General features: G+C 48.8%; 24 protein-coding genes. 13 read left to right on the top strand and 11 right to left on the bottom strand.

The features are described from left to right. The first annotated feature begins 166 nt into the window (after positions 1–166). The 5 genes from HPY27_RS18215 to HPY27_RS18195 all read left to right on the top strand — a co-directional run bounded on the left by HPY27_RS18215 (position 167) and on the right by HPY27_RS18195 (position 3,865). Entirely contained in the window at positions 167–709 is a 543-nt protein-coding gene (locus HPY27_RS18215; protein ID WP_174225626.1) for an RNA polymerase sigma factor, read from the top strand. Next, entirely contained in the window at positions 690–2,147 is a 1,458-nt protein-coding gene (locus HPY27_RS18210) for a hypothetical protein (protein WP_174225625.1), read from the top strand. The genes HPY27_RS18215 and HPY27_RS18210 overlap by 20 nt, the downstream gene beginning before the upstream one ends. Before the next feature lie 143 nt (positions 2,148–2,290). Next, on the top strand, positions 2,291–2,638 hold the full coding sequence (locus tag HPY27_RS18205; RefSeq protein WP_017251491.1) for a PadR family transcriptional regulator: 348 nt from the start codon (positions 2,291–2,293) through the stop codon (positions 2,636–2,638). Then, the gene (locus tag HPY27_RS18200; protein WP_174225624.1) at positions 2,638–3,327 is read left to right on the top strand and encodes a permease prefix domain 1-containing protein; all 690 of its coding nucleotides are present in this window, start codon (positions 2,638–2,640) and stop codon (positions 3,325–3,327) included. The genes HPY27_RS18205 and HPY27_RS18200 overlap by 1 nt, the downstream gene beginning before the upstream one ends. After that, positions 3,308–3,865 (top strand): DUF4825 domain-containing protein, encoded by a 558-nt coding sequence (locus tag HPY27_RS18195; protein ID WP_174225623.1) that lies wholly within the window; start codon positions 3,308–3,310, stop codon positions 3,863–3,865. Before HPY27_RS18200 ends, HPY27_RS18195 begins: the two co-directional genes overlap by 20 nt. A 112-nt stretch (positions 3,866–3,977) precedes the next feature. Here HPY27_RS18195 and HPY27_RS18190 read toward each other — a convergent pair whose 3' ends face one another. The 3 genes from HPY27_RS18190 to HPY27_RS18180 all read right to left on the bottom strand — a co-directional run bounded on the left by HPY27_RS18190 (position 3,978) and on the right by HPY27_RS18180 (position 6,318). Beyond that, positions 3,978–4,985 (bottom strand): inorganic phosphate transporter, encoded by a 1,008-nt coding sequence (locus HPY27_RS18190; protein ID WP_174225622.1) that lies wholly within the window; start codon positions 4,983–4,985, stop codon positions 3,978–3,980. Positions 4,986–5,004: 19 nt separating this feature from the next. Next, complete coding sequence (locus tag HPY27_RS18185) at positions 5,005–5,622, bottom strand: DUF47 domain-containing protein (RefSeq protein WP_017251487.1); 618 nt, start codon at positions 5,620–5,622, stop codon at positions 5,005–5,007. Between the two features lie 81 nt (positions 5,623–5,703). After that, positions 5,704–6,318 (bottom strand): LysE/ArgO family amino acid transporter, encoded by a 615-nt coding sequence (locus tag HPY27_RS18180; protein WP_017251486.1) that lies wholly within the window; start codon positions 6,316–6,318, stop codon positions 5,704–5,706. A 147-nt stretch (positions 6,319–6,465) separates the two neighbouring features. Between HPY27_RS18180 and HPY27_RS18175 the strand changes: the two genes are divergently transcribed. Beyond that, positions 6,466–7,914: an aminotransferase-like domain-containing protein gene (locus tag HPY27_RS18175; protein ID WP_174225621.1), complete on the top strand. Its 1,449-nt coding sequence runs from the start codon at positions 6,466–6,468 to the stop codon at positions 7,912–7,914. A gap of 42 nt (positions 7,915–7,956) precedes the next feature. Here HPY27_RS18175 and HPY27_RS18170 read toward each other — a convergent pair whose 3' ends face one another. The 7 genes from HPY27_RS18170 to HPY27_RS18140 all read right to left on the bottom strand — a co-directional run bounded on the left by HPY27_RS18170 (position 7,957) and on the right by HPY27_RS18140 (position 13,850). Continuing rightward, entirely contained in the window at positions 7,957–8,289 is a 333-nt protein-coding gene (locus tag HPY27_RS18170; protein WP_017251484.1) for a spore coat protein, read from the bottom strand. Between the two features lie 13 nt (positions 8,290–8,302). Continuing rightward, positions 8,303–8,623: a ferritin-like domain-containing protein gene (locus HPY27_RS18165; RefSeq protein WP_007718471.1), complete on the bottom strand. Its 321-nt coding sequence runs from the start codon at positions 8,621–8,623 to the stop codon at positions 8,303–8,305. A 104-nt stretch (positions 8,624–8,727) separates the two neighbouring features. Further along, on the bottom strand, positions 8,728–9,534 hold the full coding sequence (locus tag HPY27_RS18160) for a hypothetical protein (RefSeq protein ID WP_174225620.1): 807 nt from the start codon (positions 9,532–9,534) through the stop codon (positions 8,728–8,730). 77 nt (positions 9,535–9,611) lie between these two features. Beyond that, on the bottom strand, positions 9,612–10,454 hold the full coding sequence (gene proC, locus HPY27_RS18155) for a pyrroline-5-carboxylate reductase (protein ID WP_174225619.1): 843 nt from the start codon (positions 10,452–10,454) through the stop codon (positions 9,612–9,614). 20 nt (positions 10,455–10,474) lie between these two features. Continuing rightward, the gene (locus tag HPY27_RS18150; RefSeq protein ID WP_173622893.1) at positions 10,475–11,743 is read right to left on the bottom strand and encodes a glutamate-5-semialdehyde dehydrogenase; all 1,269 of its coding nucleotides are present in this window, start codon (positions 11,741–11,743) and stop codon (positions 10,475–10,477) included. Positions 11,744–11,782: 39 nt separating this feature from the next. Continuing rightward, positions 11,783–12,883 (bottom strand): glutamate 5-kinase, encoded by a 1,101-nt coding sequence (gene proB, locus HPY27_RS18145; RefSeq protein WP_017251480.1) that lies wholly within the window; start codon positions 12,881–12,883, stop codon positions 11,783–11,785. 349 nt (positions 12,884–13,232) lie between these two features. Further along, positions 13,233–13,850, bottom strand: coding sequence for a hypothetical protein (locus HPY27_RS18140; protein ID WP_017251478.1), 618 nt, complete (start codon positions 13,848–13,850; stop codon positions 13,233–13,235). A 152-nt stretch (positions 13,851–14,002) separates the two neighbouring features. Here HPY27_RS18140 and HPY27_RS18135 point away from each other — a divergent pair, with 152 nt between their 5' ends. The 7 genes from HPY27_RS18135 (at position 14,003) to HPY27_RS18105 (ending at position 24,077) form a co-directional block, all read left to right on the top strand. Next, positions 14,003–14,419 carry a hypothetical protein gene (locus HPY27_RS18135; protein WP_017251477.1) on the top strand — a complete coding sequence of 139 codons (417 nt, stop codon included), beginning with the start codon at positions 14,003–14,005 and terminating at the stop codon, positions 14,417–14,419. A gap of 140 nt (positions 14,420–14,559) precedes the next feature. Continuing rightward, entirely contained in the window at positions 14,560–15,285 is a 726-nt protein-coding gene (locus HPY27_RS18130) for an ABC transporter ATP-binding protein (protein ID WP_174225618.1), read from the top strand. Continuing rightward, complete coding sequence (locus HPY27_RS18125; RefSeq protein ID WP_174225617.1) at positions 15,278–16,945, top strand: putative ABC transporter permease subunit; 1,668 nt, start codon at positions 15,278–15,280, stop codon at positions 16,943–16,945. The genes HPY27_RS18130 and HPY27_RS18125 overlap by 8 nt, the downstream gene beginning before the upstream one ends. A 229-nt stretch (positions 16,946–17,174) precedes the next feature. After that, positions 17,175–18,296: an S-layer homology domain-containing protein gene (locus HPY27_RS18120; protein ID WP_174225616.1), complete on the top strand. Its 1,122-nt coding sequence runs from the start codon at positions 17,175–17,177 to the stop codon at positions 18,294–18,296. Between the two features lie 371 nt (positions 18,297–18,667). Continuing rightward, complete coding sequence (locus tag HPY27_RS18115; RefSeq protein ID WP_174225615.1) at positions 18,668–21,076, top strand: 3-hydroxyacyl-CoA dehydrogenase/enoyl-CoA hydratase family protein; 2,409 nt, start codon at positions 18,668–18,670, stop codon at positions 21,074–21,076. Between the two features lie 18 nt (positions 21,077–21,094). Next, complete coding sequence (locus tag HPY27_RS18110) at positions 21,095–22,273, top strand: acetyl-CoA C-acetyltransferase (protein WP_017251472.1); 1,179 nt, start codon at positions 21,095–21,097, stop codon at positions 22,271–22,273. 25 nt (positions 22,274–22,298) lie between these two features. Further along, positions 22,299–24,077: an acyl-CoA dehydrogenase family protein gene (locus tag HPY27_RS18105; RefSeq protein ID WP_174225614.1), complete on the top strand. Its 1,779-nt coding sequence runs from the start codon at positions 22,299–22,301 to the stop codon at positions 24,075–24,077. A 55-nt stretch (positions 24,078–24,132) separates the two neighbouring features. Here the strand turns inward: HPY27_RS18105 and HPY27_RS18100 are convergent, their stop codons facing one another. Then, positions 24,133–25,284: a Ger(x)C family spore germination protein gene (locus HPY27_RS18100; RefSeq protein WP_174225613.1), complete on the bottom strand. Its 1,152-nt coding sequence runs from the start codon at positions 25,282–25,284 to the stop codon at positions 24,133–24,135. Position 25,285: the final 1 nt, after the last annotated feature.

Genomic DNA, 25,285 nt, shown 5'->3' with positions numbered 1-25,285 from the left:
TTCACATCAGATGCCGATATTGAGTCGGATAACCGAGACTATCAACCCATTCTGGTGTACAGAACAGCTATATCTCTAGACCACCGAGAAATTGATGCCCTAACCGGCAAATTTACTACTACAGCTGAATTTCATTACAGTCCGTACTAAGACAGGAGGCTAACCCGTGCAGGAGGATATCGAGCAGCGGATCAGCGCGATCTATCATGCTCACTATCAGGACGTTTACTACTTTCTGCTCCATTTTACCGGCAACCAGAATGATGCCGAGGATTTGACGCAGGAGGTTTTTACGAGAGTGTTAAAAGGGCTCGCCGGATTTGATGGCAGAGTCACTCTGAAAACATGGCTCTTCTCCATTGCCAAGCATGCGGCGATCGACCAGCATCGCAAGCAGAAGGTCAAGTCCTTTTTCTCAGAAAACTGGCTGATGAAGCTGGCGACCAAGGAAGGGGGTCCGGAAAACGTCCTGACCAAGAGGGAAAACGTTCGTGAGCTGAAGCAAGCGATCCAAAAACTAGCGCCCCATTATCGTCTGGTTCTGATTTTGCGCTGCATCGAGGAATACAGCGTCAAGGAGACGGCAGAAATCCTGGGTGTATCGGAATCCAAGGTGAAAGTAAACACCCATCGGGCATTAAAGCTGGTCAAAGAAATGATGAATGAAACGGAGGAAGGGGGCTTTCTAAATGAGTGGGCTAGAGGATGAGAAGCTGACGGTCCAACTGCGAGGGTTAAGAAGGCAAGACCCACCCCCTCGTCAGGAATTTGTCACCTATTTGGATCAGACGCTGGTTAAACAGGCAAGGCAGATGAAGCAGAGGAAAAAAGTGGGCCGTATCTTGTCGATGACAGGAGGTGCAGCTGCAACTGTCGTACTGGCTCTCTTGGTAGCTGTACCTGACGGAAAAGAAGCACCAGTTGGGACCAGCAGTGTACGTACGGAGCAGCGTGCAGAGAATGCGCCTTCACTGGCAAAAGAGAAGGACATACCGGAGCAAAGGAATATTCCTCCTGTTGCCGAGCAGCGGAAAATAAGCCAGGTGAAAGAACAGCCCAAACAGAAAGAACAGAGTGTCATTACGCAATCACAATCGCTCCCAAAAAGCCAAACACTGCCCAAAACGGCAACCACGGCTAGCAATACGCCAACGCTGTCTGTCGAGCAATATATGAAGCAGAAATTAGGCGAAAAGAGTAAGCAATATCAACTCGCTTCTAACCATCTGGAAAAAGATACGGCTGTTTTTCAACGCGTCATTAACGGTATACCGTTCGCCGACAGTGTCGTGAAGGTTCCCTTGGAGTCAGATGGATCACCAGCGGGTATGGTCATTGAGGAGAATCTCGATGCAGAAGTGGATCTCTCGCTATTTCCCAATCCAGAAAAAGCAATTTCCAAAGAGGACGCAGTACAAAGGCTGACAGCCAGCTTGAAGCAAGAAGAAGTAGCGACTTTTGCGGGCTATATCAACGCATTGAACGGGGAAGTCCTCGATCGTCGTTTTCAGAGCGTGGCGGCAACTGGTAGCTATAGCCTCATCCCGATTCAGGCACAAGGTAAGCTGCTCATGGCCAACTCAGATGAGGAGATAGCCTCTCTGATCCAAAAAGAGTTCGGTGTACGTATCGAAGAGGTTAACCGTCCATTATCAACAGAAGAACAAGAATCGCACATGGAATATACGTGGAAAATGACAGATGCTACTTATCTCACTGCGAGGTTTGCCAAGAAATCTGGTCAACTGCTGGCGTATCGGATGAAAACAAATACGGAGTCACATACTTCCCCGGAGCTGTCCCAAGCAGAAGTAGCCCAAATCGGTGCCAAAAAACTGGCGTACTATTTGCCAAGACAAATCACACAGCTTGCAATGGAGGGCGCGGCGGTGGAAGACTCAGCAATCAGGCTAGACTTCATTGCCATTACACAAGGAGCAAGAGCGGAGAGTCACAGGTATAAGGTGTGGGTGGATAGCACCAGCAGACAGGTAGTAGGCCTGGAAGGGAATTTTTCAGAGATAGGCGAGTCATCTACAGAACCTAACAAGGAGAATAGTCCCTCACTGGAACTGCTTTATGTGTGGCCGGAATTAAACGGAAAACGGACGCCAGCACCCTATCTGGTGTACCAGGTGAAACAATAAAACGACTGGGCTGCCTATTTGTTCAAGACCATCTCAACTTTTTGAGTGGTCTTGTTTTTTTTGTGTGAGTAGAAGCAATTTAACACATATTACTCTGACACACATAGTAATATGTGTTATGCTATAGTTGCGAGGTGAACGAGATGAGTGATAGTAGTATCAGCAGTGACATTATCCGCGGTCATATCGATACGATTATTCTCCGTGTCCTGTGTGACGGCGATAACTATGGGTACGAAATCATCAAAGCCATTTTCAAAAACAGCGGCGGTCGCTACGAACTGAAAGAGCCTTCCTTGTATACCAGTCTGAAAAGATTAGAGTCACACAAGCTGATCGCTTCGTACTGGGGAGATGAGAGCCAGGGGGGCAGACGCAAATATTATCAGGTGACAGAAGCAGGCAGAGAGGCGTACGAAAAAGCGCTGGCATCCTGGAAAGTCGCCAAAGAATTGATTGACCAGCTCATCGAAAGGCGGGAGGAAGTGTGATGGAGAATTTACAGCACTATGTCGATCAATTGTTTCAAAAATATAGAGGAAGTAAACAAATCGAGGAGCTCAAATGGGAAGTATTGAGCAATTTGGAGGCAAAGGTCGCCGACCTGGTTGCAGATGGGCTATCACTGGATGAAGCGGTGAAAAAAGCAAAGGCCAATCTCCCTTCGATTGATTCGATTGTCGGAGAACGCCGCAAAGTCTACATACTTCCACTCCTGCAAGAACTGCTGCAGCTCGGATTGCTGTACACACTCATTGCCTGGATTGTGACTATGCCACTGCGAATTTGGGGCATGGGTATCTTTTTGAACTATGGTCTGTTTGCGATTTGCATACTCATCGGAATCGTCTATTTGATTTTGCTAGGGATCAACCGACCGGCTTCCACGCAAAATTTGACCAGTATGAATGTCCGGTCTGCCTTTTTGCTGCGGAAAACGGGCTGGATGCTTTGGGCACTTTATATTGTCGGGACACTCGTTTTTACGACTGCGCTCTATTTTGGGAGCAATCTATGGTTTTCAACACCAGTGAATCTTACTGGACCGTATCAATTCGCTAACATTGCCGTAGCGTATGCGCTGCCTTTTCTCTCCATACTCATACCACTATGGCTCCACGCCATTCCGCGGCTGATTTTGAAATACGATGCAGGGGAAGGTGACATCATTGCGAAATAAAATGATTCTTGCCTTGGTTCTCATCGGGGTTGTCCTGTTCATGGTCATTCAGATCGTAATTATCCCGGAGAACGAAGCGCAATCAGAGCAATATCAATTAGCTCAGCAAAGCCCGCTGACTCACGATTTGGCATCCATTTTGCCATACAAAAACAAGTACATGGGCGCTACTTCGAATCTGGTCATGTTCAATCATCTGCCGTTGAGTCATCTCAAGCGCACCTTTCAGCTCCGTCCGGAGAAGTTTACGATTGAGATTCATTACGAGGACATGACGACCGACGTCGAGGCGAAATTGTTCAAGCAAGCGATGCTGTATAACTCCGTGTCAGCCTTTGCGCTGGTAGACAATTTGCAAACCGTAGAATATCGTTTTTCTGATACGACGATTGTTGCCACACGAGTTGCTATTCAAGGCCTCTTTGGTGAGGATTTGGCATCGCTTTTGACAAAAGAAAAATGGAGTACAAGCGTGCAGGACAAATTGCGGGATGACACGTTTGTAGAAGAAGGCATAAAGGTTCTTACGAAAAAGTAAAAAACGGGCCATGCAGGCAGCAAAAAACACAAGGAGTTCTTGGGGAAATATAATATTTGATGAGGGACGTAAACGAAAAAAGGGGCGAGCCTGTTACTCGTCCCTTTTGCTTTTAGATAAATACATGCAGCAACAAATACGTAGCTGCAGCGAGCAAGGCAGAGATAGGCAGCGTAATAAACCAGGTGATCACAATGCGTTTGGCGACGCCCCAATTGACGCTTTTCAGCCGTTTGGCTGCGCCGACCCCCATGATCCCGGAAGAGATGACATGGGTAGAGCTGACAGGCAATCCTAGCTGCGTAAAGGTAAAAATGATCGTGGACGAGGTGAGATCGGCAGTTGCACCATTGATTGGTTCGATTTTGGTGATTTTGCCCCCGACCGTCTTGATGATTTTCCAGCCTCCGACAGAGGTTCCCAAGCCCATCGCAAGGGCACAAATGAACTGCACCCAGAAAGGAATGGTGCTTGTATCTGCATGCAGGTCAGCGGCTACGAGAGCGAATACGATAATGCCCATCGCTTTTTGTGCGTCATTGGTTCCATGTGTAAAGGATTGCAGGGCCGCCGTGAAAATCTGAAAGAGGCGAAAACCCCGATTGACCCTGGTAGGGGGGATCATGATCCGACTAAAAATGAAATAAACCAAATTCATCATGAGGTAAGCAGCTACCAGCGCGATAACCGGTGACACAATGAGCGCCTGGAAGATTTTTAAAAAACCAGCCCAGTTGATTTGCGCGCTCCCGGCGGAAGCGAGGACTGCCCCTACGAGTGAGCCTATGAGAGCGTGAGACGAACTGCTGGGGATACCGTACCACCATGTAATCAAATTCCAAAGGATCGCAGACAGGAGAGCAGCCATGACCACAAGCACTCCGAATTCCAGCTTGGCTGGATCGGCGATATCTCCACCGATCGTTTTGGCGACCCCGGTAAATGTCAGGGCACCGATAAAGTTCATGATAGCTGCCAGACCAATGGCAATCTTAGGTCGGAGAGCTTTGGTGGATACGGTGGTTGCAATGGCATTGGCTGTATCGTGAAATCCGTTAATAAAGTCAAAGGAAACAGCCAGGATGATAACCGCAATAACTAGAGGAAGGCTCGTATGCATGAAAGTAGGTCTCCTTGGTTTAAGAGTTGCCCATGATCACAGATTCCATCGCATCCGCGACATCCTCACAATGATCCATGACATCTTCCAGCACTTCGTACACCTCTTTGAGCTGCATGATGTGAATTGGATCGCTCGAGGTTTTGAACAATTGCCGGATGCTCCCCCTCACCAATTCATCCCCTTCGCTTTCTAAATCGTTAATGCGGATGATGTACTCCTTCATAGCGGACAGCTTTTGCTTTTGGAGCAGCTCAATGGCGAGAAGAATTTGCTTGGTAGCGTCTTCGATGAGTTCCCCGAATCTCACCATCGTTTCATCTGCTTCCATGATGTCGTACATATAGAGTCTCGAAGCACAAAACTCCAATCCGTCCAGTACGTCATCCAGTTTGACGGCAAGGTCCAGGACGTCCTCACGCTCGATGGCGGTAATAAATGTCTTGTTGATTTGCACAATGATTTCATGGATGAGCTTGTCGCCTTTTGTTTCGTACTCTTTCATTTCTGTAGAAAAGGTTTTGACAGTCTCCAATGAAGTAATCTTGTATTCATTAAAATAGATCGCTGTTTGATGCACATTTTTCGCAATCTCATACAAGTCATCCAAGAGTGCGTCCGATTTGGTAAAAAGCATAAACAAACCTCCACTTCGAAAACCCGAATAGGAGTATTTTGAGTGGAGGAGGTGGGGATTATTCACTTTTTCACGAACTCTTTACGTCGTGAGTAATTGGGCTGCCATATAGATAGCCACTCCCCACATAATCACAGCGGAAACCATATTCAGGCCACGCTGCAATTTTCCAGACCGATCCAATCGTCCTGCCGTACGACCAGCTACGGAAAGGCCGAAAAACCAGAGGCAGGATACGAGGATGCAGGCAATTGTAAAGCCCCATTTCTCTGTTCCGGTATAGCTAAGTGAGCTGGTGCCGATCACGCCGATCGTATCGAGAATTGCATGCGGGTTCAACAAAGAGACAGAGGCAGCAAACATGATTTGCTTTTTCGCAGAAAAGCGTTCTTTCTCTCCATCCTCCGTATTGGGACGACTACGCCACGTTAAATATCCCATGTACATCAAAAAGACAAAGCCGACGACATATAGAACCGTTTTTAGCCATGTGACTGTCAGTACAACCAATGAGACTCCTAATACCGCCAATAAAATGAGCAGGGTATCACAGAGTGCCGCAGTCAGTACGACGGGCATGGCGCGAAGTAAGGTAGGTTGTAGAGCCCCTTGATTAAAGACGAAAACATTTTGTGCGCCGAGCGGTAAAATAAGTCCAAAAGCAAGCACAAAACCGTGCAAAATCGCTTCCAGCATGATCATTTCCTCCCCGTTTCTCTCTGGATGCAAAGGCTATTTGCATTACTGTCATTATTCACGGTTGTGAATCTGTTGTCTCCAGCCAATTGGTTTACATCCAAACCAACCAATTTGTACAATGATAAGACGAGGAGGAATGTGCTTGTGTTGACGATAGACTGGAAGCCTGACAAATCATCTGACATACCGATTTACGCGCAGATCGTGGCTTATATCAAGGGGAAAATCGCAGGCGGTGAGTGGCCGATCAATAGTAAATTGCCAACACAAAGAGCGTTAGCGCAAGCCTTTGATGTAAACCGCAGCACGGTAGTGACGGCGTTGGAAGAGCTAAAAGCGGATGGCTTCATTGAAGCAACAGTGGGCAGTGGTTCTGTCGTTAGCAACAATACGTGGTCCTTGCTGACGACCGCCCCTCCCCCGAATTGGCTGGGATACGTTCAGGCAGGGGCGCATCTACCCAACTCACCGACGATTCAGGATATCAATCGTTATGAGCCAGACCCGAGGTACATTCGCCTGGGGACAGGTGAGCTGTCGCCTAGCTTGATTCCTGTTGCGGAGATGGAAGAGGTCATGGCTAGCTTGCAAGGCAAAATGACACATCTCGGATATTCGGAGCCAAAAGGGCTGTTACCTTTGCGCCAGGCGATCAGCAACCATTTGCGGAGCAGGGGGATTGAAGCTTCTCCGGCTTCTATTTTGGTCGTTTCGGGGGCCCTTCAAGCCTTGCAGTTGATATCGATTGGCATTCTTCACCGTGGATCTGCCATCTTGCTCGAACAGCCTTCGTATTTATTCTCTCTGCCTTTGTTTCAATCATCGGGAATGCGTCTGGTCGGTGTACCGATGGATGCGGAAGGAATCTCTCCCCAAGTGCTTACGAGACAAAAACAGGCGCATAACGCTGCCCTACTCTATACGATTTCGGCTTACCACAATCCGACAGGGATTAGCCTATCAGAGAATCGAAGGGAGGAAGTGCTGGTAGCATGCGAGCGGGAGAGACTTCCTGTGTTGGAAGACGATGTTTATGGAGAATTGTGGTTAGACGAACCGGGGCCATTGCCGTTGAAGGCGAGGGATCAGAGCGGGCTGGTCTTGTATTTGGGCAGCTTATCCAAAACACTCAGTCCGGGGCTGCGGATTGGCTGGATTGTAGGGCCTGAGCCTGTCATTGAACGCCTCGCGGATGTGAAAATGCAGACGGACTACGGAGCGAGTGCTATTTCCCAATGGGTGGCGACAGAATGGCTCACAAGCGAGAGATATTCTCGGCATCTGGATCAGCTAAGAGCGGCACTGCGACACAGAAGGGACAGGATGTGCGAATGGCTTACTCGCTGGTTTGATGATTTGGCAGATTGGCGTATACCACATGGCGGTTTTTATATTTGGCTTCGTCTGCATCAGGCGGTTTCGATGCGCAAGCTTTTTACGGAAGCATTGGCAAAAGGTGTCCTGTTAAATCCCGGCTTTGTTTATGATCAGACGGATAGTCATCATCTTCGCTTGTCCTATGTGTATGCAGAGGAAGCCGACATGGAAAAGGCGTTATTTGTCTTATCTCAGCTCCTCCGTGGCAAGGGTTAATGGAAAGAAGACACCTGCTTGGGCTAGGTGTCTTCTGCTATTTCAATGATAAGGGAACTGCGTGGAGTACCCGCTAAACTGCTGATAAGCTTGCTGCAGTTGTTGCTGTTCAGCAGCCTCCAGCTTGTACCATCCTTTTTGGAACATGAGATTGAAAGCATCGCGTGCTGACTGATGGGTTTCATTCAAAATTTGTACCATGTCATCATAAAGCTGCTGGTGGCTGGCTTCCCGAACGGCGACGTTAAAGTTATCCGTCAAATACTTGCACGTAGCCAGACAGTCGTTAAGGTAGTCACGATCGTTCATTTGCGGACCTTTTACTTGTGGCAGCTGACCGGATTGCGGATTGGCGATCTGGTTTTGGTTTGGCATCCCGATTCCTCCCTTATTGCATTTGATGTTGTGGCTGGGATTGCTGTTGCTGGGACTGTGTCTGCGGAATGGTCGCCATCACTGCGGTGTTGTTGTTTTGCAGGTGACTCAGTAGTTTTTGGTAGTGTCGCTGGTGCATTTGTCCTTGCTGCTCCAGACATTGCTTGACCTGGGGATCAGTAGCTTGTTGTGCGAAAGCATGCAGCTTTTTGAAAGCGATCAGTTCCCATGACAAAGCATCCTTGAGATAGCTCAAGTCCTTTGTCGTAATGACCTTAGGCGGTTCAGGAATCGGAGCTTGTGTAAAGGGTTTGGAAGACAGGATGGATGGCATCGGGTTGCTCCTTTCAGATGGAATCATGTTTAGGATGAGCAACAAGTCAGGATGTAACCCCTGAGGATTGCAGCCAAAAAAAAATCCGGTCGCAAAGGACCGGATCAGGATAGCTCCAGCGAAGTAACGACGATGTCGATGCTTGCGGGAGCGATATTGAGACAATATTGAGCTTCTTTGTACAACGTAGATTGAAGGGCATGGATAAGTGCTGGAATATTTGTCATGTAAGGCAGTTGAAGAGCAATCGAAACCTGAAACCGAGGCAAATCCTCAAAGCTGGAGACGATCTTGACCACATGATGGACCTCGTCAAACTGGTCGCAGGTCGCTTCTACGATTTTTCGCAACACCTGGGGATGAATCATGATACGTCCGCCTGAGAACGGAGGATGAACTACGGTTGTTTCCCCAATCACTTCTTTTTTCGAGCTGAAAATCTGTTGGGCAGAGGAGATGAGGCGCTGGAGGAAATCTTTTTCTACCTCGACACGCGGAATCGGTATCGTGTGCTTGCCCATTGTTTCCCGCACGTAGCGGGCAGCCTCGATTTCCTGCGGAGGCTTGATGGATTCAATCGGGATGAAGTCCACCTGCAAAGGCAAATGCAGAGCTTCCACGATACGACCAATCATCCGCTGCGAAGTTCCTAACACGAGTAGTCGGCTTGGTTGAATCTCGCCGAGACTTCGCCGTACTTCTTCAGCGTGCTCCTTATAATGAAAAATAGCTCGTTTTACCGCCTGAATTTTTGTCTTCTCATATTTGGCAGAGGTTCCGGCCACCTTGCGTCCCTGGTAAATCAGGATGCCATCATCAATAATGGCGTCGATGTTCATTCGGTGAGCAAGTTCTAATGCACTGGTGCTTTTTCCTGTTCCACTGGTGCCGTACAAGGCGTAAATTTCCATGGGACCTCCTTCGTCATTTTCTCGACTATGCTTGATCTGTTTTATTATACATGACAAGGAGGGGGGACAAAACGAATTTACTGGTATTGTGCCCCCATCTCCCGCGATCTTTCCGCAGCGCGCAGGATGGCTGCAGTGACGGCCTCCTGGAATTGATAGGCTTCCAATACTTCCAGTCCTGCCTGGGTCGTTCCACCCGGACTCGTTACTTTTTGGCGGAGAATAGAAGGCTCTTCGCGTGTATCGAGCAGCATATGTGCGGCGCCGATCACGGTTTGCAGTGTTAATTGGCGTGCCATTTCCCGATCCAGCCCCGCTGTGGCACCTGCCCCCATCATCGCTTCTACCAAATAGTAAATATAAGCAGGACCGCTTCCAGACAATCCAGTAATGATGTCCAGCTCTTCCTCGGCGACTTCATATACGGTGCCAATTGCTTCGAAAAGTTTGGTAGCTAGCTCGCGGTGCTCTTCCTGGACAAAAGGATTCGCGCACAGTCCTGTAGCAGACAAACCAACCGCAGACGATGTATTGGGCATCGTGCGGATGATCGGGCACTCTGCACCGAGCCACTCTCCGATCAAGCTGGTGGAGACGCCAGCAACCACCGAAATGATCAATTGGTCCGAACGAACAACTCCACGCAAATCCTGCAAAGCCTCAGCTGCATCCTTCGGCTTGATGGCCAAAATCAAAATATCGGAAGAGCGGACTACCTCAAATTTGTCCTGAGTAGCAGTTACCCCGTAGTCATTTGCCAACTGTTCCAAACGCTCCCTATTATTGCGGTTGGAGACGGTAATACGCTCAGAAGGGAGTAAGCCTTTCTTTACGATACCGGAAAGCATGGCCTCCACGATCGAGCCTGCACCGAGAAAACCGATCCGCCCTTCTGTAATCATTGTTGCTTGGTTACTCATGGTGATTCCCTCCCTTTGGACTATCGGATTTGGCCGTTTCCGCGTACGACATACTTGTAAGAAGTGAGCGCTGGCAAGCCCATTGGCCCACGAGCGTGAAGCTTTTGCGTGCTGATGCCTATTTCGGCACCGAAGCCGAATTCTCCACCATCTGTAAAGCGGGTAGAGGCGTTGTGATAAACCGCTGTGGCATCGATCGCAGTCAAAAACTGACGGGCTGCGACTTCATCTTCCGTTACGATTGCCTCTGAATGGCCGGAAGTATGCGCTGTAATATGTTCAATGGCCTCGCCCAGGCTATCAACAGTGCGAACCGAAAGAATCAGCGCAGAGTATTCCGTATCCCAGTCTTCTGCCGTTGCATGGTGCAGTTGAGTGGAGAGGTCGGAATGCAGCTCTATCGTACGCTCACAAGCACGGAGTTCAACGCCCTTCGCCAGTAGTTTTTGGAGCAAGGCTCGTTGATTTTCCTGTGGCCAACTGCTGTGCACGAGCAGTGTTTCAGCAGCATTGCATACGGCAGGTCGACTCGTTTTGGCATTGATCACGATGCTTTCAGCCATGTCATACTGAGCCGCTTCATCCACATAAATGTGGCAGTTTCCGACGCCTGTTTCGAGTACAGGTACGCTTGCGATTTGCAGAACCCGCTGAATCAGTCCCGCGCCACCCCGAGGGATGATGACATCGACGAGACCATTGGCGGTACACAAGTAATCGACAGACGCATGTTCGGCAAAAGGCAAGTACTGCACCGTTTCTGCGTCAAGTCCGGTCGCAGTGAGCGCTTGACGAATGCTAGTCGTCAACGCGAGATTGCTGTGAACAGCGCTGTGGCTGCCGCGCAAGACGATCGCATTGCCCGTTTTGATAGCGATAGCTGCTGCGTCAACGGTGACGTTCGGTCTGGCTTCGTACACCATTCCAATGACGCCGAGAGGGACGCGGATTTGTTCGATAAAAAGTCCGTTTGGACGTGTCCACGAGTCGATTCGTTCCCCGACCGGATCATCGAGGGATACCAGCTGCGCTAGACTATCCACGAGCTGTGCAATTCGCTCCGGCGTCAACAGGAGACGGTCCAGATAGGAAGCAGGCTGACCATTTGCTTCCGCGAGGGCGAGGTCCTTGGCGTTTTCTGAGAGAATGACGTCCTCATCAGCCAGCAGCTGGTTGCCGATTGCGACGAGCACCTGGTCTTTTTCTTTGCGAGAGAGTATTGCCATTTTTCGTGAAGCCTGTTTGGCTAGGCTTATTTGTGTATGCACTTTTTCCTTCAAGATTTCCATGGTTTCTCCAACTCCTTCTTTCTATCTACATGGATTCGTTTAGATGACAGGCGTCCATTCATCCCGATGTATAACAGTACCGCTGTGTCGCGTTACGTTATCAGGGGAAAGAAAATCACTTAACTGTGCTGCAGTAAATCTGCTGATACCGCGACCGATCAACGTACCCTCACAGTAAACCTCGATAACCTCACCTTGCTCGAACATGCCGGATACATCGCGGACACCTGCCAAGAGCAAGCTTTTGCTTTTTTCCAAAATCGCTTCCGCTGCACCGCTATCAACCGTGATTTTTCCGCGGGTAGGGGAGTGAAGCGCAATCCATTGCTTGCGTGTAGGAACGCCATTCGGTGCAGGTGCTTCTGGATGATAGTTGACATAGGTGCCATTCCCGTTGCCAGTAAGGACAGCCAACAAATCAGTGGTATTCGTCAATTTTCCGATAAAGCTCGGAATTCCTAATGATTGGGCGGTTTTTGCTGCGATCAGCTTGGAGCGCATACCGCCTGTTCCCAGTTGGGAAGCTCCGCCTGCAAGTGCCTCGATTTCGTCTGTCACACATTCGAGCCAGCCCATGTGTTTGGCATCAGCATGATAACGTGGGTCTTTATCATACAAGCCATTCGTATCAGTCAGGATCGTGTACAAATCAGCATGGATGAGACCAGCGACGAGTGCGCCAAGCATATCATTGTCTCCGAAGGTCAATTCCGCTACGGATACCGTGTCGTTTTCGTTGATGATTGGCAAAATATTTTTATCCAAAAGCAGTGACAATGTGGAAAACGCGTGCTGATACCGTTCCTTGTGAGAAAAGTCACCGCGTGTCAGCAAGATTTGCGCCACGCTGAAGTTATGGGCGCCAAACATTTGTGTATAGGTCTGCATCAACAAGCTTTGCCCAATAGCTGCCGCTGCTTGCTTGGCTGCCAAGGATCGCGGTCGCTGCTGATAGCCGAGACTTTGATAGCCGCTGGCGACAGCTCCCGAGGAGACTAAGACAACCTGATGACCCGCTTCGCGCAATTGGCTGATAGCCGAGACGAGCAGCGACATTTTCGCCGGATCAACACCGCCTGTAGCTGCTGCAATCGAACTGCTCCCCACCTTTACTACCAAACGCAACTTACCCTTTTTCATGCGTAAAACCCCCTTCTTGCATACAAAAAAGCCCTCTCGTCTCTTTGATAAGGACGAAAGGGCTTGATAACCTCACGCGGTACCACCTTATTTGACGTTTTGGACTGAAGGCATACTTCAGCCAGAAACGCCCGGCTCTCTTTCTTTGATAACAGGTGAAAGAAACCTGTCCAGGTCTTCCCTGGATGCTCTGGGGTGGGTTCAAATCGATTCAAGGACGAAACCTCTCAGCCGGTGGATTTCGCTCTCTGGACCTGAAGGGCGGTTTTACTATTCCCCGTCATTGCCGCTCACTATGTGCTTATTAATTCACTATTATTCGCTTGGTCTGCAAGAAATGTCAAGAGGCTTATTGAAATTGTTCATTCCCATAAGCGCCCACCCGTGATTTGATTTCGAACCGTTTGGTCTTTTGATCGCGTACGAGTCGGTAGCGCAGCGTGCGGTCAGAAGCAAAGGAAGAATCGGTTACATCCTCCACGGTCACACTGAGTTCTCCATTGTTTTTTTGAACAGTCGTGTTTCGTACCGAGATCAGAGTCGGATAGTCGACGCGTGGGATTGCTACGTATACTTTTTCCTTCACCAGCTTGGTTGTCATGTTGTCGTACATGGCTTCTGCCAGTGGACGGCTCCAAAAACGGCCGAAGTACCCCGTTATCTTGTCTTTACTGTCGAAGCGCTCAGGCAATTCACGAAAGACGAGACCATCCTCAAACTCAGATTTGCCCTTCGCATTGTCCGCAGCAGCATAATATACATTTTCCAGCTGATGCTCGGCTTGCTTCAAAAAGAGGACCACATCCATTTTGTTATCGCCAAGCTTTTGGATGGCAGACTGCTTGGCAGGCTTACTCTGTGTTTTGGCCTTGTTTTTTGCCTGCTGCTGCTTTACTTGCGTCATGCATCCTGTGACGAGCAAAGAGAGAGCGAGAATAAACATCCAATTTTTCCAGTTGACTTTCATGGCACACCTCACTTGGAAGCAGTCGTTTTACGTTAGCGTGTGTGTCAAAAAAGACAAATAGCCCAGTTAATATATGGATAGGGGTTGTCTGACTCTCGGATTATGTCTATCATGGAGAGAGTTGGACAGATCGAACGATTGAGGTGGAATATATGTTTGGGTTTGGCAAAAAAGCAAAAAAGCCAGATGGTATTGATGTTTTGATAATCAAAACCGAGGAAGCGAAAAATCGCAACTTTTATCAGGTTGCTTTTCCGAGCGTGGTAGCGAATGATATTTTGTCCATGCTGCAAAAATTGGAGAAATCAAAAATGAACAAGCAAGAGTTCCTGGGGGAAATCGGCGGTTTCCGTATCGTAACCCACTTGGAAGCCTTGACTAGTTTTGAAGTTTTGGATGATGCAGATATGGAGGCGCAGCCGATACAGATTCAAGATTTTGCTAACATGCTTTTGCGTCGTTTGGAAGCGTTGGAGGAAAGTGGCAAGTTCGGCGAGAGCGAAGATTTAGCATTCATCATGGGTGAATTGACTATGCTGCGTGATGGCAGCTTTGTACCACAAGACTAAGAAGCTTTAACGAGGGCCGTTGGGATAACCGACGGCTCTTTTTCTTTTCCGGAACTTTTCTTTGAACCACTCGTAATAAATGGAGTGGAAGTAAATTGGAAAAAATGTTGAAAACAGCGGGGGAGAGGGGAGACACAGCGATGATAGAACTTGTCAATGTGACGAAAAGCTACAACGGCATCATAAGAGCAGTTGATCAAATGAATTTCACAGTGCCCAAAGGAGAAATTTTTGGCTTCCTCGGACCAAATGGAGCTGGCAAGACAACCACGATCAAAATGATCACAGGGATCACACGTCCGGATCAAGGTGAGATCACGATCAATGGAAAAAATATTCGATCCGAAGCACTGGAAGCAAAACGCCAATTCGGTTATGTACCAGATAGCCCTGATCTTTTTTTGCGCCTGAAAGGTCTGGAGTATGTCAGCTTCATGGCAGATATTTACGAGGTGCCTCAAGAGGTACGAGGAAAACGGATTTTGCAGTTGGCGGATCGCTTTGACATGAAGAACGCATTGGGGGATCCGATTCAGAGCTATTCGCACGGTATGCGTCAAAAAATCATGATCATGGGTGCGCTCATTCATCAGCCAGAAGTGTGGATTCTCGATGAGCCTTTGACTGGACTCGATCCCAAGTCATCCTTTACGTTAAAAGAAATGATGCGTGAACATGCGGATAGCGGTCGAAGCGTATTCTTTTCCACACACGTGCTGGATGTTGCTGAGAAGTTGTGCGATCGAGTCGGGATCATCAACAAAGGTAAAATTTTGTTCTGTGGAACCTTTGCTGAGCTGCGCGAGCATTTTCAGTCAGACGTATCACTGGAAAGCTTGTTCCTGGAGTTGACCAAGCATGAATAAAGTGCTGATTTTGACGAAGATGATGATGAAAAACGCGGAGCCAGCCTGGAGAGTGGAGAAAGGGAGTGGCTGGAAGACCGCTCTGTTGCTTATCGTCATTGCACTAGGTGTTCTTCCCATGATGGCTTCGGCTGTACTGGTGATTTCTGAGTTGTATGACGGATTGGCGCTGATCGGACAGCAGGGGGCTTTACTCGGATTTGGCGTAGCCATGACGTCTCTTGTCATCTTTTTATTCGGGATTTTGTATGTTTTGAGTGTTTTCTACTATTCCAAGGATGTTGAGCATTTGTTGCCGATGCCGCTTGCTCCAGGACATATTCTCGGAGCCAAATTTACTCTTGCACTCGTGTATGAATATTATACAGCAGTGGTTTTCCTGGGGCCTCTGTTCATTACGTTTGGCGTGAAAAGCGGCGCAGGGATCATGTATTATCTACTAGCGATCCTTGTCTTTTTGGTTGTTCCTGTTTTGCCGCTTGTGCTGGCTGCTCTTGTCGTGATGTTGTTCATGCGTTTTACGAACGTCAAAAAATACAAAGAGCGCTTCCGTATTATTGGAGGGCTGAGCGGGATTGGAATTGTCGTTGGTTTTCAAGCGCTGTTCCAACGTCAGTCTAGCGGAAGTGAATTTGGTATTGAGCAAATTCAGCAAATGCTGTTGACACAAGAAAATGGGCTGTTGGGCTTTGTCACTCAGCTGTTCCCTGGAAGTAATCTGGCTGCCCTTGCTTTAATAGACAGCGGTACTTGGGGTTCTCTCGGCTATCTGTTTGCTTTCCTTTTCGTGGCGATTACAGGTATAGCCGCCTTTCTCTACACCGGAGCGTATCTCTACTTTTCGGGTGTGATGGGAATGAGTGAGTCAGTCGCCAAACGAAAAGAAGTTGTCGATACTGCATTTGCCAAGCTTGTCCAAAAACGTCCGGCTATGCTGGCATACGCGCTCAAGGAATGGAGAATGTTATGGCGGACACCGGCATTTTTGATGAACTGTACGCTATCCAGCATTCTGATTCCGATACTCATGTTGATCCCATTACTTAGCCGTCGTGACAGCGGGGAAATGATTTCATTCATTCAAACTGTCATGCAGAAAGGCTCGGCAGCGGGTATGAGCATAGCCATCGCCTTTGCTGCTTTTCTTATCATGGGTGCCATGAATAGCACCTCCGTAACTGCCATATCCAGAGAAGGACAGGGATTCTTTACGAACAAGCTACTGCCTATGCCATATCGCGACATCCTGTTGGCAAAGCTGTTCCCAGGATTAGTGCTAAGTGCAGTGAGTATGCTGCTGCTTCTTACAGAGGCCGTATGGTTTTTACAGCTTTCGCCTGCCTTTATCATACTTGCCATCGTGAGTGGAATTCCGGGGCTGATTTTTATCAACATGATCGGAATCTTGGTGGATTTACAGCTGCCTAAGCTGCGTTGGAGCTCCGAACAAGAGGCCATCAAGCAAAATCTCAATCCCCTTTTCCCGCTGGTAATAGGCCTTATGGCAGGAGGTCTAGTCGTCCTCGCCAGTTTTTCGCTGGGGACATCCATGTTAGGGACCGCTCTTGGGATTATCGTCCTGTTCACTCTCATTAACATTTTCTTATATCGGTTGCTTGTAACCAAGGGACCAGGCTGGTTAGAGCAGATTGAAGGATAGTCAGCGCATAGAGAAAAAGGATATAATTGGGCCGCTACTACAAAGTGCGGCTCTTTTTCATTTGTTTTGAAAAAGTATAACAAAGTTCCGTTTTCATCCCGATACAAGAAAGGGAGAGATCAGACCCAGGAAAATAGACCAATATGGCAGGAATGGATGCTACTGGGGACGAATTCCAAAAAAAGGGAGTAAGGAAATGATCATGGAAAGAAAGGAGTCATCGTAAGTCATGGTAAAGCGTTTTGCTATCGTTTTTCTCTTGGCACTGCTAGTAGTGCAAAGCGTTTTTTCAGGGAGTGCGAATGCGGCTGCACCTGGCATGTATACGGACATACAGGAACATTGGGCGCGTGAGCACATCAACAAAATGGCGGATCTGGGCATCGTAAAGAGGAAGGGATATCAGCCTTTTTACCCAAACAAGCCAATTACTCGAGGCGAAGCTTTGGCTATGCTGAATCGCGTATTTGAGACGGTATATGGACCGATAGAAAAGCCAGAACGCAAGCCAAACCTGGATCATCGCTATCTACTCCGGGGGGAAGTAGATCAACTGCTGAGCAATCTAAAGACCATGATGAAAATCGAAACAGACGATTTGGGCAAGTTTGATCCAGGAGACCGGATGCTGTACTATCTATATTTGGCTGAAACCGGACACCTGATGAAAAAGCAAGAGAAGGAAAATCCGAACTGGTGGATGTCCAGTGCCGGGATGCAGTGGCCATTGACGAAAGAAGAGGCCAGCTTGATGCTGTTTCATATGCTGGCACCCCAAAAATTCCGTACAGCCAATATTAAGCCACAAGATACAGTCTCTTTCTTTAACAGCCATTACGAATGGAAGCGCGACCGATTCTATCGGGATACATATTCACCGTACCCACTGGCGATCCGCGAATTCAATCTGTTTCTCACGGACAAGACCTTTTCTCCGAACAAGATCCTGACGCGTGCAGAATACGTTGTCGTGATGGATCGACTGATTGATTATTACCGGATGGATGTAGCTTCGCAGTTCCGTGGTTCACCTGCGAATCAGCAGCATATCGCGCAGGCGTATTTACGAGCAGCGAATTTGGCGTACGAAACAAAAAATCAGAAGCAGCTGTCTGTGCTCTTTACAGACGATGCGCTCAAAAGCATGACAAAGCTGGAGCAAGTGCCCACATATAACGGACCAGTAAAAGTATCGGTCAAGGTAGACGAAAACAATTCGAAAACCCTCTGGGTGATTGCTCATTATCTAGACCCGAAAAACGGAGACTTCCAGATTGAATACCGATTGGAAGGAGACGCGTCCAACGCTTACGGACGCAAGATCACCACGCTGATTTACTCGCAAAAATAGCACAGAAAAAGGGGCACTGGAAAATCGAGTGTCCCTTTTCTTTTCTTTCTTACAAAGAAGCGACAAGAGACGATTGCAACTGACAGAATTTTCGATTACAATAAAAACTGAACGGTGATTCAGTTGGTGGGAGCGTAACATCTCCGGGCATGTAAGACAGCCAAAACGTGGGATGTCATTTTTTAACCCACATACTGAATGAGCATTCATTCAATAAGAGACATGTGCTGATGTACACAGGAATATCTATAGAGAAAGTAGAAGTTTTAAAAATGCTCCTCTAGTCTGAATATTAGGTATTCACTGTTGCGAGGCCATTCTTTTGACCATGAATAAGCCATGACTAGGTTTTTAAAAAGGAGGATTTGGAGATGGAACGCAAAATTCGCAAGGCGGCAGTTCTCGGTTCAGGCGTCATGGGCGCTGGGATCGCAGCACATTTAGCCAACGTCGGTATTCCCACTTATTTACTGGACATCGTGCCGCGTGAATTGACAGCAGATGAGAGTACAAAAGGACTTACTTTGTCTGATAGCGTGGTGAAAAATCGGATCGCACAAGCGGGCCGTGACCGACTTTTGAAGGAGAAGCCGGCGCCGCTCTACGATAAAAAGAACATCGACCTGATTACAGTTGGTAACTTCGAAGACCATCTTTCTTGCTTGAGCGAGGTCGATTGGATTATTGAGGTAGTCGTCGAGAATATCGAAGTGAAGAAAAGCGTCTTCGCTATGGTAGAAGCGCATCGCAAGCCAGGGACAATCGTGTCTTCCAATACGTCCGGTGTTTCTATCAACGAAATGGCAGAGGGACGCTCTGATGACTTCCGCAAGCATTTCCTCGGCACGCACTTTTTTAACCCACCGCGCTACTTGAAACTGTTGGAGCTGATCCCAGGTCTTGATACAGACCCGCAAGTCATCTCTTTCATGAAGCATTTTGGTGAGCATGTGCTCGGAAAAGGAATGGTCGTTTGCAAGGATACGCCTAACTTCATTGCGAATCGCATCGGTACATATGGATTGCAGGTTTCGATCCACGAAATGGTGCGACTGGGGCTTGGGGTAGATGAGGTAGATGCGTTGACAGGACCGGTCATCGGCCGTCCGAAGAGCGCTACGTTCCGCACACTCGATGTCGTCGGACTGGATACGTACGTACATGTGGCGGGTAACGTCAGGAACAAAAGCACGGATGAACAGGAGCGCTCGGTTTTTGAAGTGCCGGAGTTTGTTCTGCAAATGGTAGAGAAAAGATGGATTGGGCAAAAAGCTGGTCAAGGCTTTTTCAAGCAGGTGAAGACGGAGAAAGGGAAAGAGATCCTGGCACTGTCAGTTGACACGCTGGAATACCGTCCAAGTGTGAGGCCGAAGTTCCCTTCCCTCGAAACAGCTAAAACAGCCAAGACATTGCCTGAGAAGTTGAGAGCGCTCGCTTACGGCAAGGACAAGGGCAGTGAGTTTGTCTGGAGTGTCTTCAAAAAGGTATTGCTGTACTCTGCGGAAAAGGCTCATGAGATCGCGGATGATATCGTCTCTGTCGATCAGGCCATGAAGTGGGGCTTCGGCTGGGAGATGGGACCATTCGAAACATGGGATGCCATCGGTCTCGAAAAGTCAGTGGCAAGAATGCGTGAGGAAAACGAGAAGATTCCGGCACTCGTCGAGGAGCTGCTCGCGAGTGGGAAAACCTCCTTTTATCAACAAGAGCAAGGGAAGCGCAGCGTGTTTTCCATCGGAGGCACCTACAAGGACGTCGAAGAGAGCAAAGAAAACATCAACTTGGCAGCACTTAAGGAGCAAGGCAAGCTGATCAAGAAAAATGCGGGTGCCGCCTTGATCGATTTGGGCGATGGAGTCGCATGTCTGGAATTCACCTCTCCGCATAATGCGCTCGGTATGGATGTCTTGCACATGGCAAGTCAGGCCGCAGAGGAAGTGCAGAAGAACTTCGCTGGTCTGGTCATCGGTAATCAAGGCAAGAACTTCTGCGTCGGGATGAATCTCGCAATGGCGTTGATGGAAGCACAGGATGAGAACTGGCTGGAGCTCGATATGCTCGTCACGAACTTCCACAAAACAGCACGGGCACTGCGCTACATGCATCGTCCAGTCGTCGCAGCACCGTTCGGCATGACGCTGGGCGGCGGTGTCGAGGTGGTCTATCTCGCGGATCGTGTACAGGTATCGGCAGAGACATACCTTGGACTGGTAGAGGTGGGAGTAGGACTTTTGCCTGGTGGCGGAGGAACGAAGGAGATGCTGTTCCGAGCAATGGAAAACGTTCCAGAGGGAGGCAGCGTGCCAGTTGATCCGTTCCCGTTCGTGGCGAAGGCGTTTGAAGCCATTGCTATGGCAAAGGTATCTACGAGTGGACAGGAAGCTATCAATCTGGGGTACCTGCGACCGACTGATCGCATCAGCGTGAATGCTGATCATCTGTTATACGATGCGAAGCAGCTGGTGCTCACGATGGATAAAGAGGGATACACGCCACCCGCGCCACGCAAAATTCGCGTCATCGGAGAAACGGGTTATGCGAACCTGCGCCAAAATATTTATGCCATGAAGAAGAGTGGATATATTTCCGAGCATGATGAACTGATCGCAAGCAAAGTTGCTTATGTCATGTCCGGTGGTAACGTGCCAGCGGGTACAGAAGTGACAGAGAGCTACATTCTGGAGCTGGAAAAGCAAGCGTTCCTCGAACTGATTAAGACACCGAAAAGCCAGCAACGGATGCAGCACATGCTGACCAAAAACAAGCCTTTGCGTAACTAGGGAGAGGGAGGGATAACGATGAGAGAAGCAGTTATTGTCGCGGGCGCCCGCACCGCTATAGGTAAATCGAAAAAAGGAAGTCTCAAAGATTTTCACCCAGTCGATATGGGAGCCGCAGTTGTAAGCGACCTGTTGCGCCGCGTGCCACAGCTCGATCCGGCTGATATCGAGGATATCATCATAGGGACGGCTGTACCGGAAGCTGAGCAAGGCATGAATATGGCTCGCTTGATCGGACTGCGTGCCGGATTGCCGACAAATGTATCGGGAATCACGATCAATCGCTTTTGCTCCTCCGGTTTGCAGACGATTGCTTACGCTGCTCAGCAGATCATGGTCGGCAGCTCCGATGTGGTTGTCGCTGGCGGAGTGGAGAGCATGAGTCTGGTGCCGATGCTCGGTCACAAAATCGCACTTAATCCGACTCTGGTAGAAACGAAGCCGGAAGCGTACATGAGTATGGGCCATACGGCTGAAGAAGTAGCGAAGAGGTACAACATTTCTCGTGAGGATCAGGATGCTTTTGCTCTGCAAAGCCATCAGCGTGCGACAGCTGCGATAACTTCAGGAAAATTCCAGGATGAAATCGTACCATTGACAATCAAGCAGCATTTTGTAAATGAAGCTGGCAAGGTTCACGTCCAGGAACGTGTTTTTGACAAGGATGAAGGAGCGCGCTCGGACACGACTCTGGAGGCACTCGCCAAGCTCAGGCCGGTCTTTCATGTGCAAGGCAGCGTAACGGCAGGAAATTCCTCGCAAACGAGCGACGGCGCAGCGGCAGTTCTCGTGATGTCTGCTGAAAAAGCAGCCGAGCTGGGTGTCGAGCCGATGGCAAAGTTCCGTTCCTTTACGGTTGGCGGCGTAGACCCTGATGTCATGGGAATTGGTCCGGTTGTCGCGATTCCAAAAGCATTGAAACTAGCGGGAATCAGCTTGGAGGATGTCGATCTGTTTGAGTTAAATGAAGCGTTCGCTTCTCAATCGATTGCCGTCATTCGCGAGCTGGGACTCAATCCTGAAAAGGTCAATGTAAATGGTGGGGCAATCGCATTAGGGCATCCACTTGGTTGCAGTGGTGCCAAGCTGACCGTCCAGCTTTTGAACGAAATGAAGCGCAGAGGTGGCAAATACGGAGTCGTTACGATGTGTATCGGTGGTGGAATGGGAGCCGCTGGCGTTTTTGAGATGATCTAAATTTAAAATAAGGAGTGGGATAGTAATGGCAGAAACAAAAGATTTGATCCGCGGTGGAAGCTTTTTGATCGATGCAGGTTCAGCTGATGATGTATTCGTGCCAGAAGAATACACCGATGAGCAAAAGATGATTGCCAAGACGACGGAGGATTTCGTCAATAATGAAGTTCGTCCTCATTTGGAAGAGCTTGAAAACCACCAATTTGATATTTCGGTTCGTCTGTTGAAGGAAGCAGGGGAGCTCGGTTTGTTGGCTGGAGACGTTCCAGAGAAATACGAGGGACTGGGGCTGGATAAAGTCAGCACTGCACTCGTCACAGAGAAGTTCTCGCTGGCTCGCGGCTTTGCGCTCAGCTACGGCGCCCACGTCGGTATCGGATCACTGCCGATCGTGTACTTTGGAAACGAAGAGCAAAAACAGCGCTACCTGCCTGATCTGGCATCTGGAAAACGAATCGCTGCCTACTGCCTGACAGAGCCTGGCTCTGGCTCAGATGCGCTGGGTGCGAAAACGACAGCGACTCTCTCCGCAGATGGCAAGCACTATATTCTCAACGGAGAGAAGCAATGGATTACAAACGCTGGCTTTGCTGATGTATTTATCGTATACGCGAAAATCGATGGCGAGAAATTTACTGCCTTTATCGTCGAGCGGACATTCCCAGGTGTTTCGTTTGGGCCGGAAGAGAAGAAGATGGGGATCAAATGCTCCTCAACACGCACGGTCATTTTGCAAGATGTACCTGTACCGGTAGACAATCTGCTAGGTGAGCCTGGAAGAGGTCACGTGATCGCGTTCAACATCTTGAACGTTGGTCGTTACAAGCTCGCGGTGGGTGCAGTCGGCTCCGCGAAAAAAGCGGTGGAACTCGCGTCGAACTACGCAAAAGAACGCAAGCAGTTCAAAACGCCAATTGCCAACTTTACTTTAATCAAAAACAAGCTGGCGAACATGGCAGTAAAAACGTATGCGGCTGAAAGCTCCGTCTATCGGACAGTGGGTCTGTTCGATACAGCACTGACTCGCTTGGGTGAAAAAGCGGATGATGGCGCGGAGGTTGCGAAGGCGATTGCGGATTATGCAATCGAATGCTCGATCAATAAAGTATTTGCCACTGAGGTTTTGGATTACTGCGTGGACGAAGGCGTGCAAATCCATGGTGGATATGGCTTTATGTCCGAGTATGAGATCGAGAATATGTACCGTGACTCGCGGATTAACCGCATTTTCGAAGGAACGAACGAAATCAACCGCATGCTCATCCCGGATACGCTCGTGAAAAAGGCGATGAAAGGCGAACTGCCACTCATGCAAGCAGCAAGCAGCCTGCAAGCAGATCTGATGAGCTATTATCCAGAAGAGATTGAAGATGCACCTTTAGCTATGGAGAAGCATCTGATCAACATCACGCGCAAAATCATTTTGATGGTGGCTGGTTCTGCGTTGATGAAATACCAACAAGCGATGTCCAAAGAACAAGAACTCTTGGCATTCGCTGCTGACATGCTGATCGAGCTATATGCAATGGACAGCATCGTGAAGCGTACAGAGAAAGCAATGGCGGAAAATGGCATCGAAGCCGAGCAGCAAAAGCTGGAAATGACCGCTGTCTATGTGCATGAGGCATTCGATCGTATCGAAGGCTGGGCGAAGGAAGCATTGGCGGCAATGGAAGAGGGCGACGAGCTTCGTCTGCGCCTCTCGATCCTGAAAAAGCTGACCCGCCGCACGCCGATCAATACGGTGGCACTCAAACGTTCGATTGCGGATCGTGTGATCGAAGCGGGAGCATATGTGGTGTAGTTCCAAATAGAAGACAAAGAAAGGAGCAAAGCTCAACGCTTTGCTCCTTTCCCATTTAACGCTCTTGCTTCACCTTCGAAATCCCGCCATCGAAAATCGTTACTTTGACGTTCACCGCCTCCAGAGAGGACGGGTTAAGCGGTAGCGTTTCATTTTGCTGCATTCGTTTCCATTCTTTCGGATATTTGCGATAAAGGGTGTGCCCCAGTTGAAGCGTGTCCATCTGTTGCTTCCGTCCTTTTTCGTACAACCCCCGAATCTCCTCTTCGATTTTTTTCGCGGCTTCTTTCTCGATTTCCCGAACGGTGCTTATGTGATGGTATAGCGGTATGAAGCCCAGCAGCTCCACATCGATCTGAAACGTGACTTGATTGTCTCGCAGTAGCGGCTGTATCTTTACTTTTGGTTTTTGCAGGACGAGATTTGCCAGAGGTTGTTTGCCCTTTTTTACGGTCAGTAACGATCGATTGGTATGCTCGTCTAGCCAGCGCAATCCGAGCAGCTCAGAGCGCGGCCAGCAACCCTTGACCTCCTTGTTTTGCAGCATGCAGGCACCGGTTGTTTTAAGCTGGGGCAAAGGTTTGTTGTCCTCCGACCAGGTCTTTCTGTTAATGGAGAGCATTGGCAAATAGACGACCTTGTTGGGTTCATCTCTTTTCCTGACAAATTGAAACAGCTTCATCGGATAAATCGCCGAGTTTTGCTTGTGAAGATCCTGCGGATTGGACAATTGCGAGTAAATGGCAGGCTGGTTGAATACTTGCTTGGGCGTAAGAATATCCATCAGTGGTTCTTTGGACACATACGTCCAGATGGTGTAACGAAATTCGTAAAACCGGTCGAGCTCATCGATGACTTGATCGAGAAGCGGGCGTTTCAATACCTGTTCACTGAGAACCAAGGAACGAATATGACTCCAAGTCATTTGCGCCTGATTCGTGGGATACAGACTAAAAAGGGCGCTCACAAAAGAATCGCCGCTTCCTTTTGCAATGGCCACCCCGCTTGCAGATCGTTCTCCTCCCGCTTCTTGTTTGGCGATGGTAGAGAAGTTCAGCAATTGGGCGTACACCTCGAATTTATTGTCAACATAATCGACCCCAAGTGCATTGACATAAAGCAGATTTTCAATTTCACGTGCGTTCCAGCAGCCACTTAGCAGGAGCGGGAGGAGGAGGATGACGGCCATTACACGGATGCGAGCCATA

The sequence above is a fragment of the Brevibacillus sp. HB1.1 genome, from assembly GCF_013332445.1.
Taxonomy (GTDB): domain Bacteria; phylum Bacillota; class Bacilli; order Brevibacillales; family Brevibacillaceae; genus Brevibacillus; species Brevibacillus porteri.
This window is presented reverse-complemented; position numbering and strand designations above follow the sequence as displayed.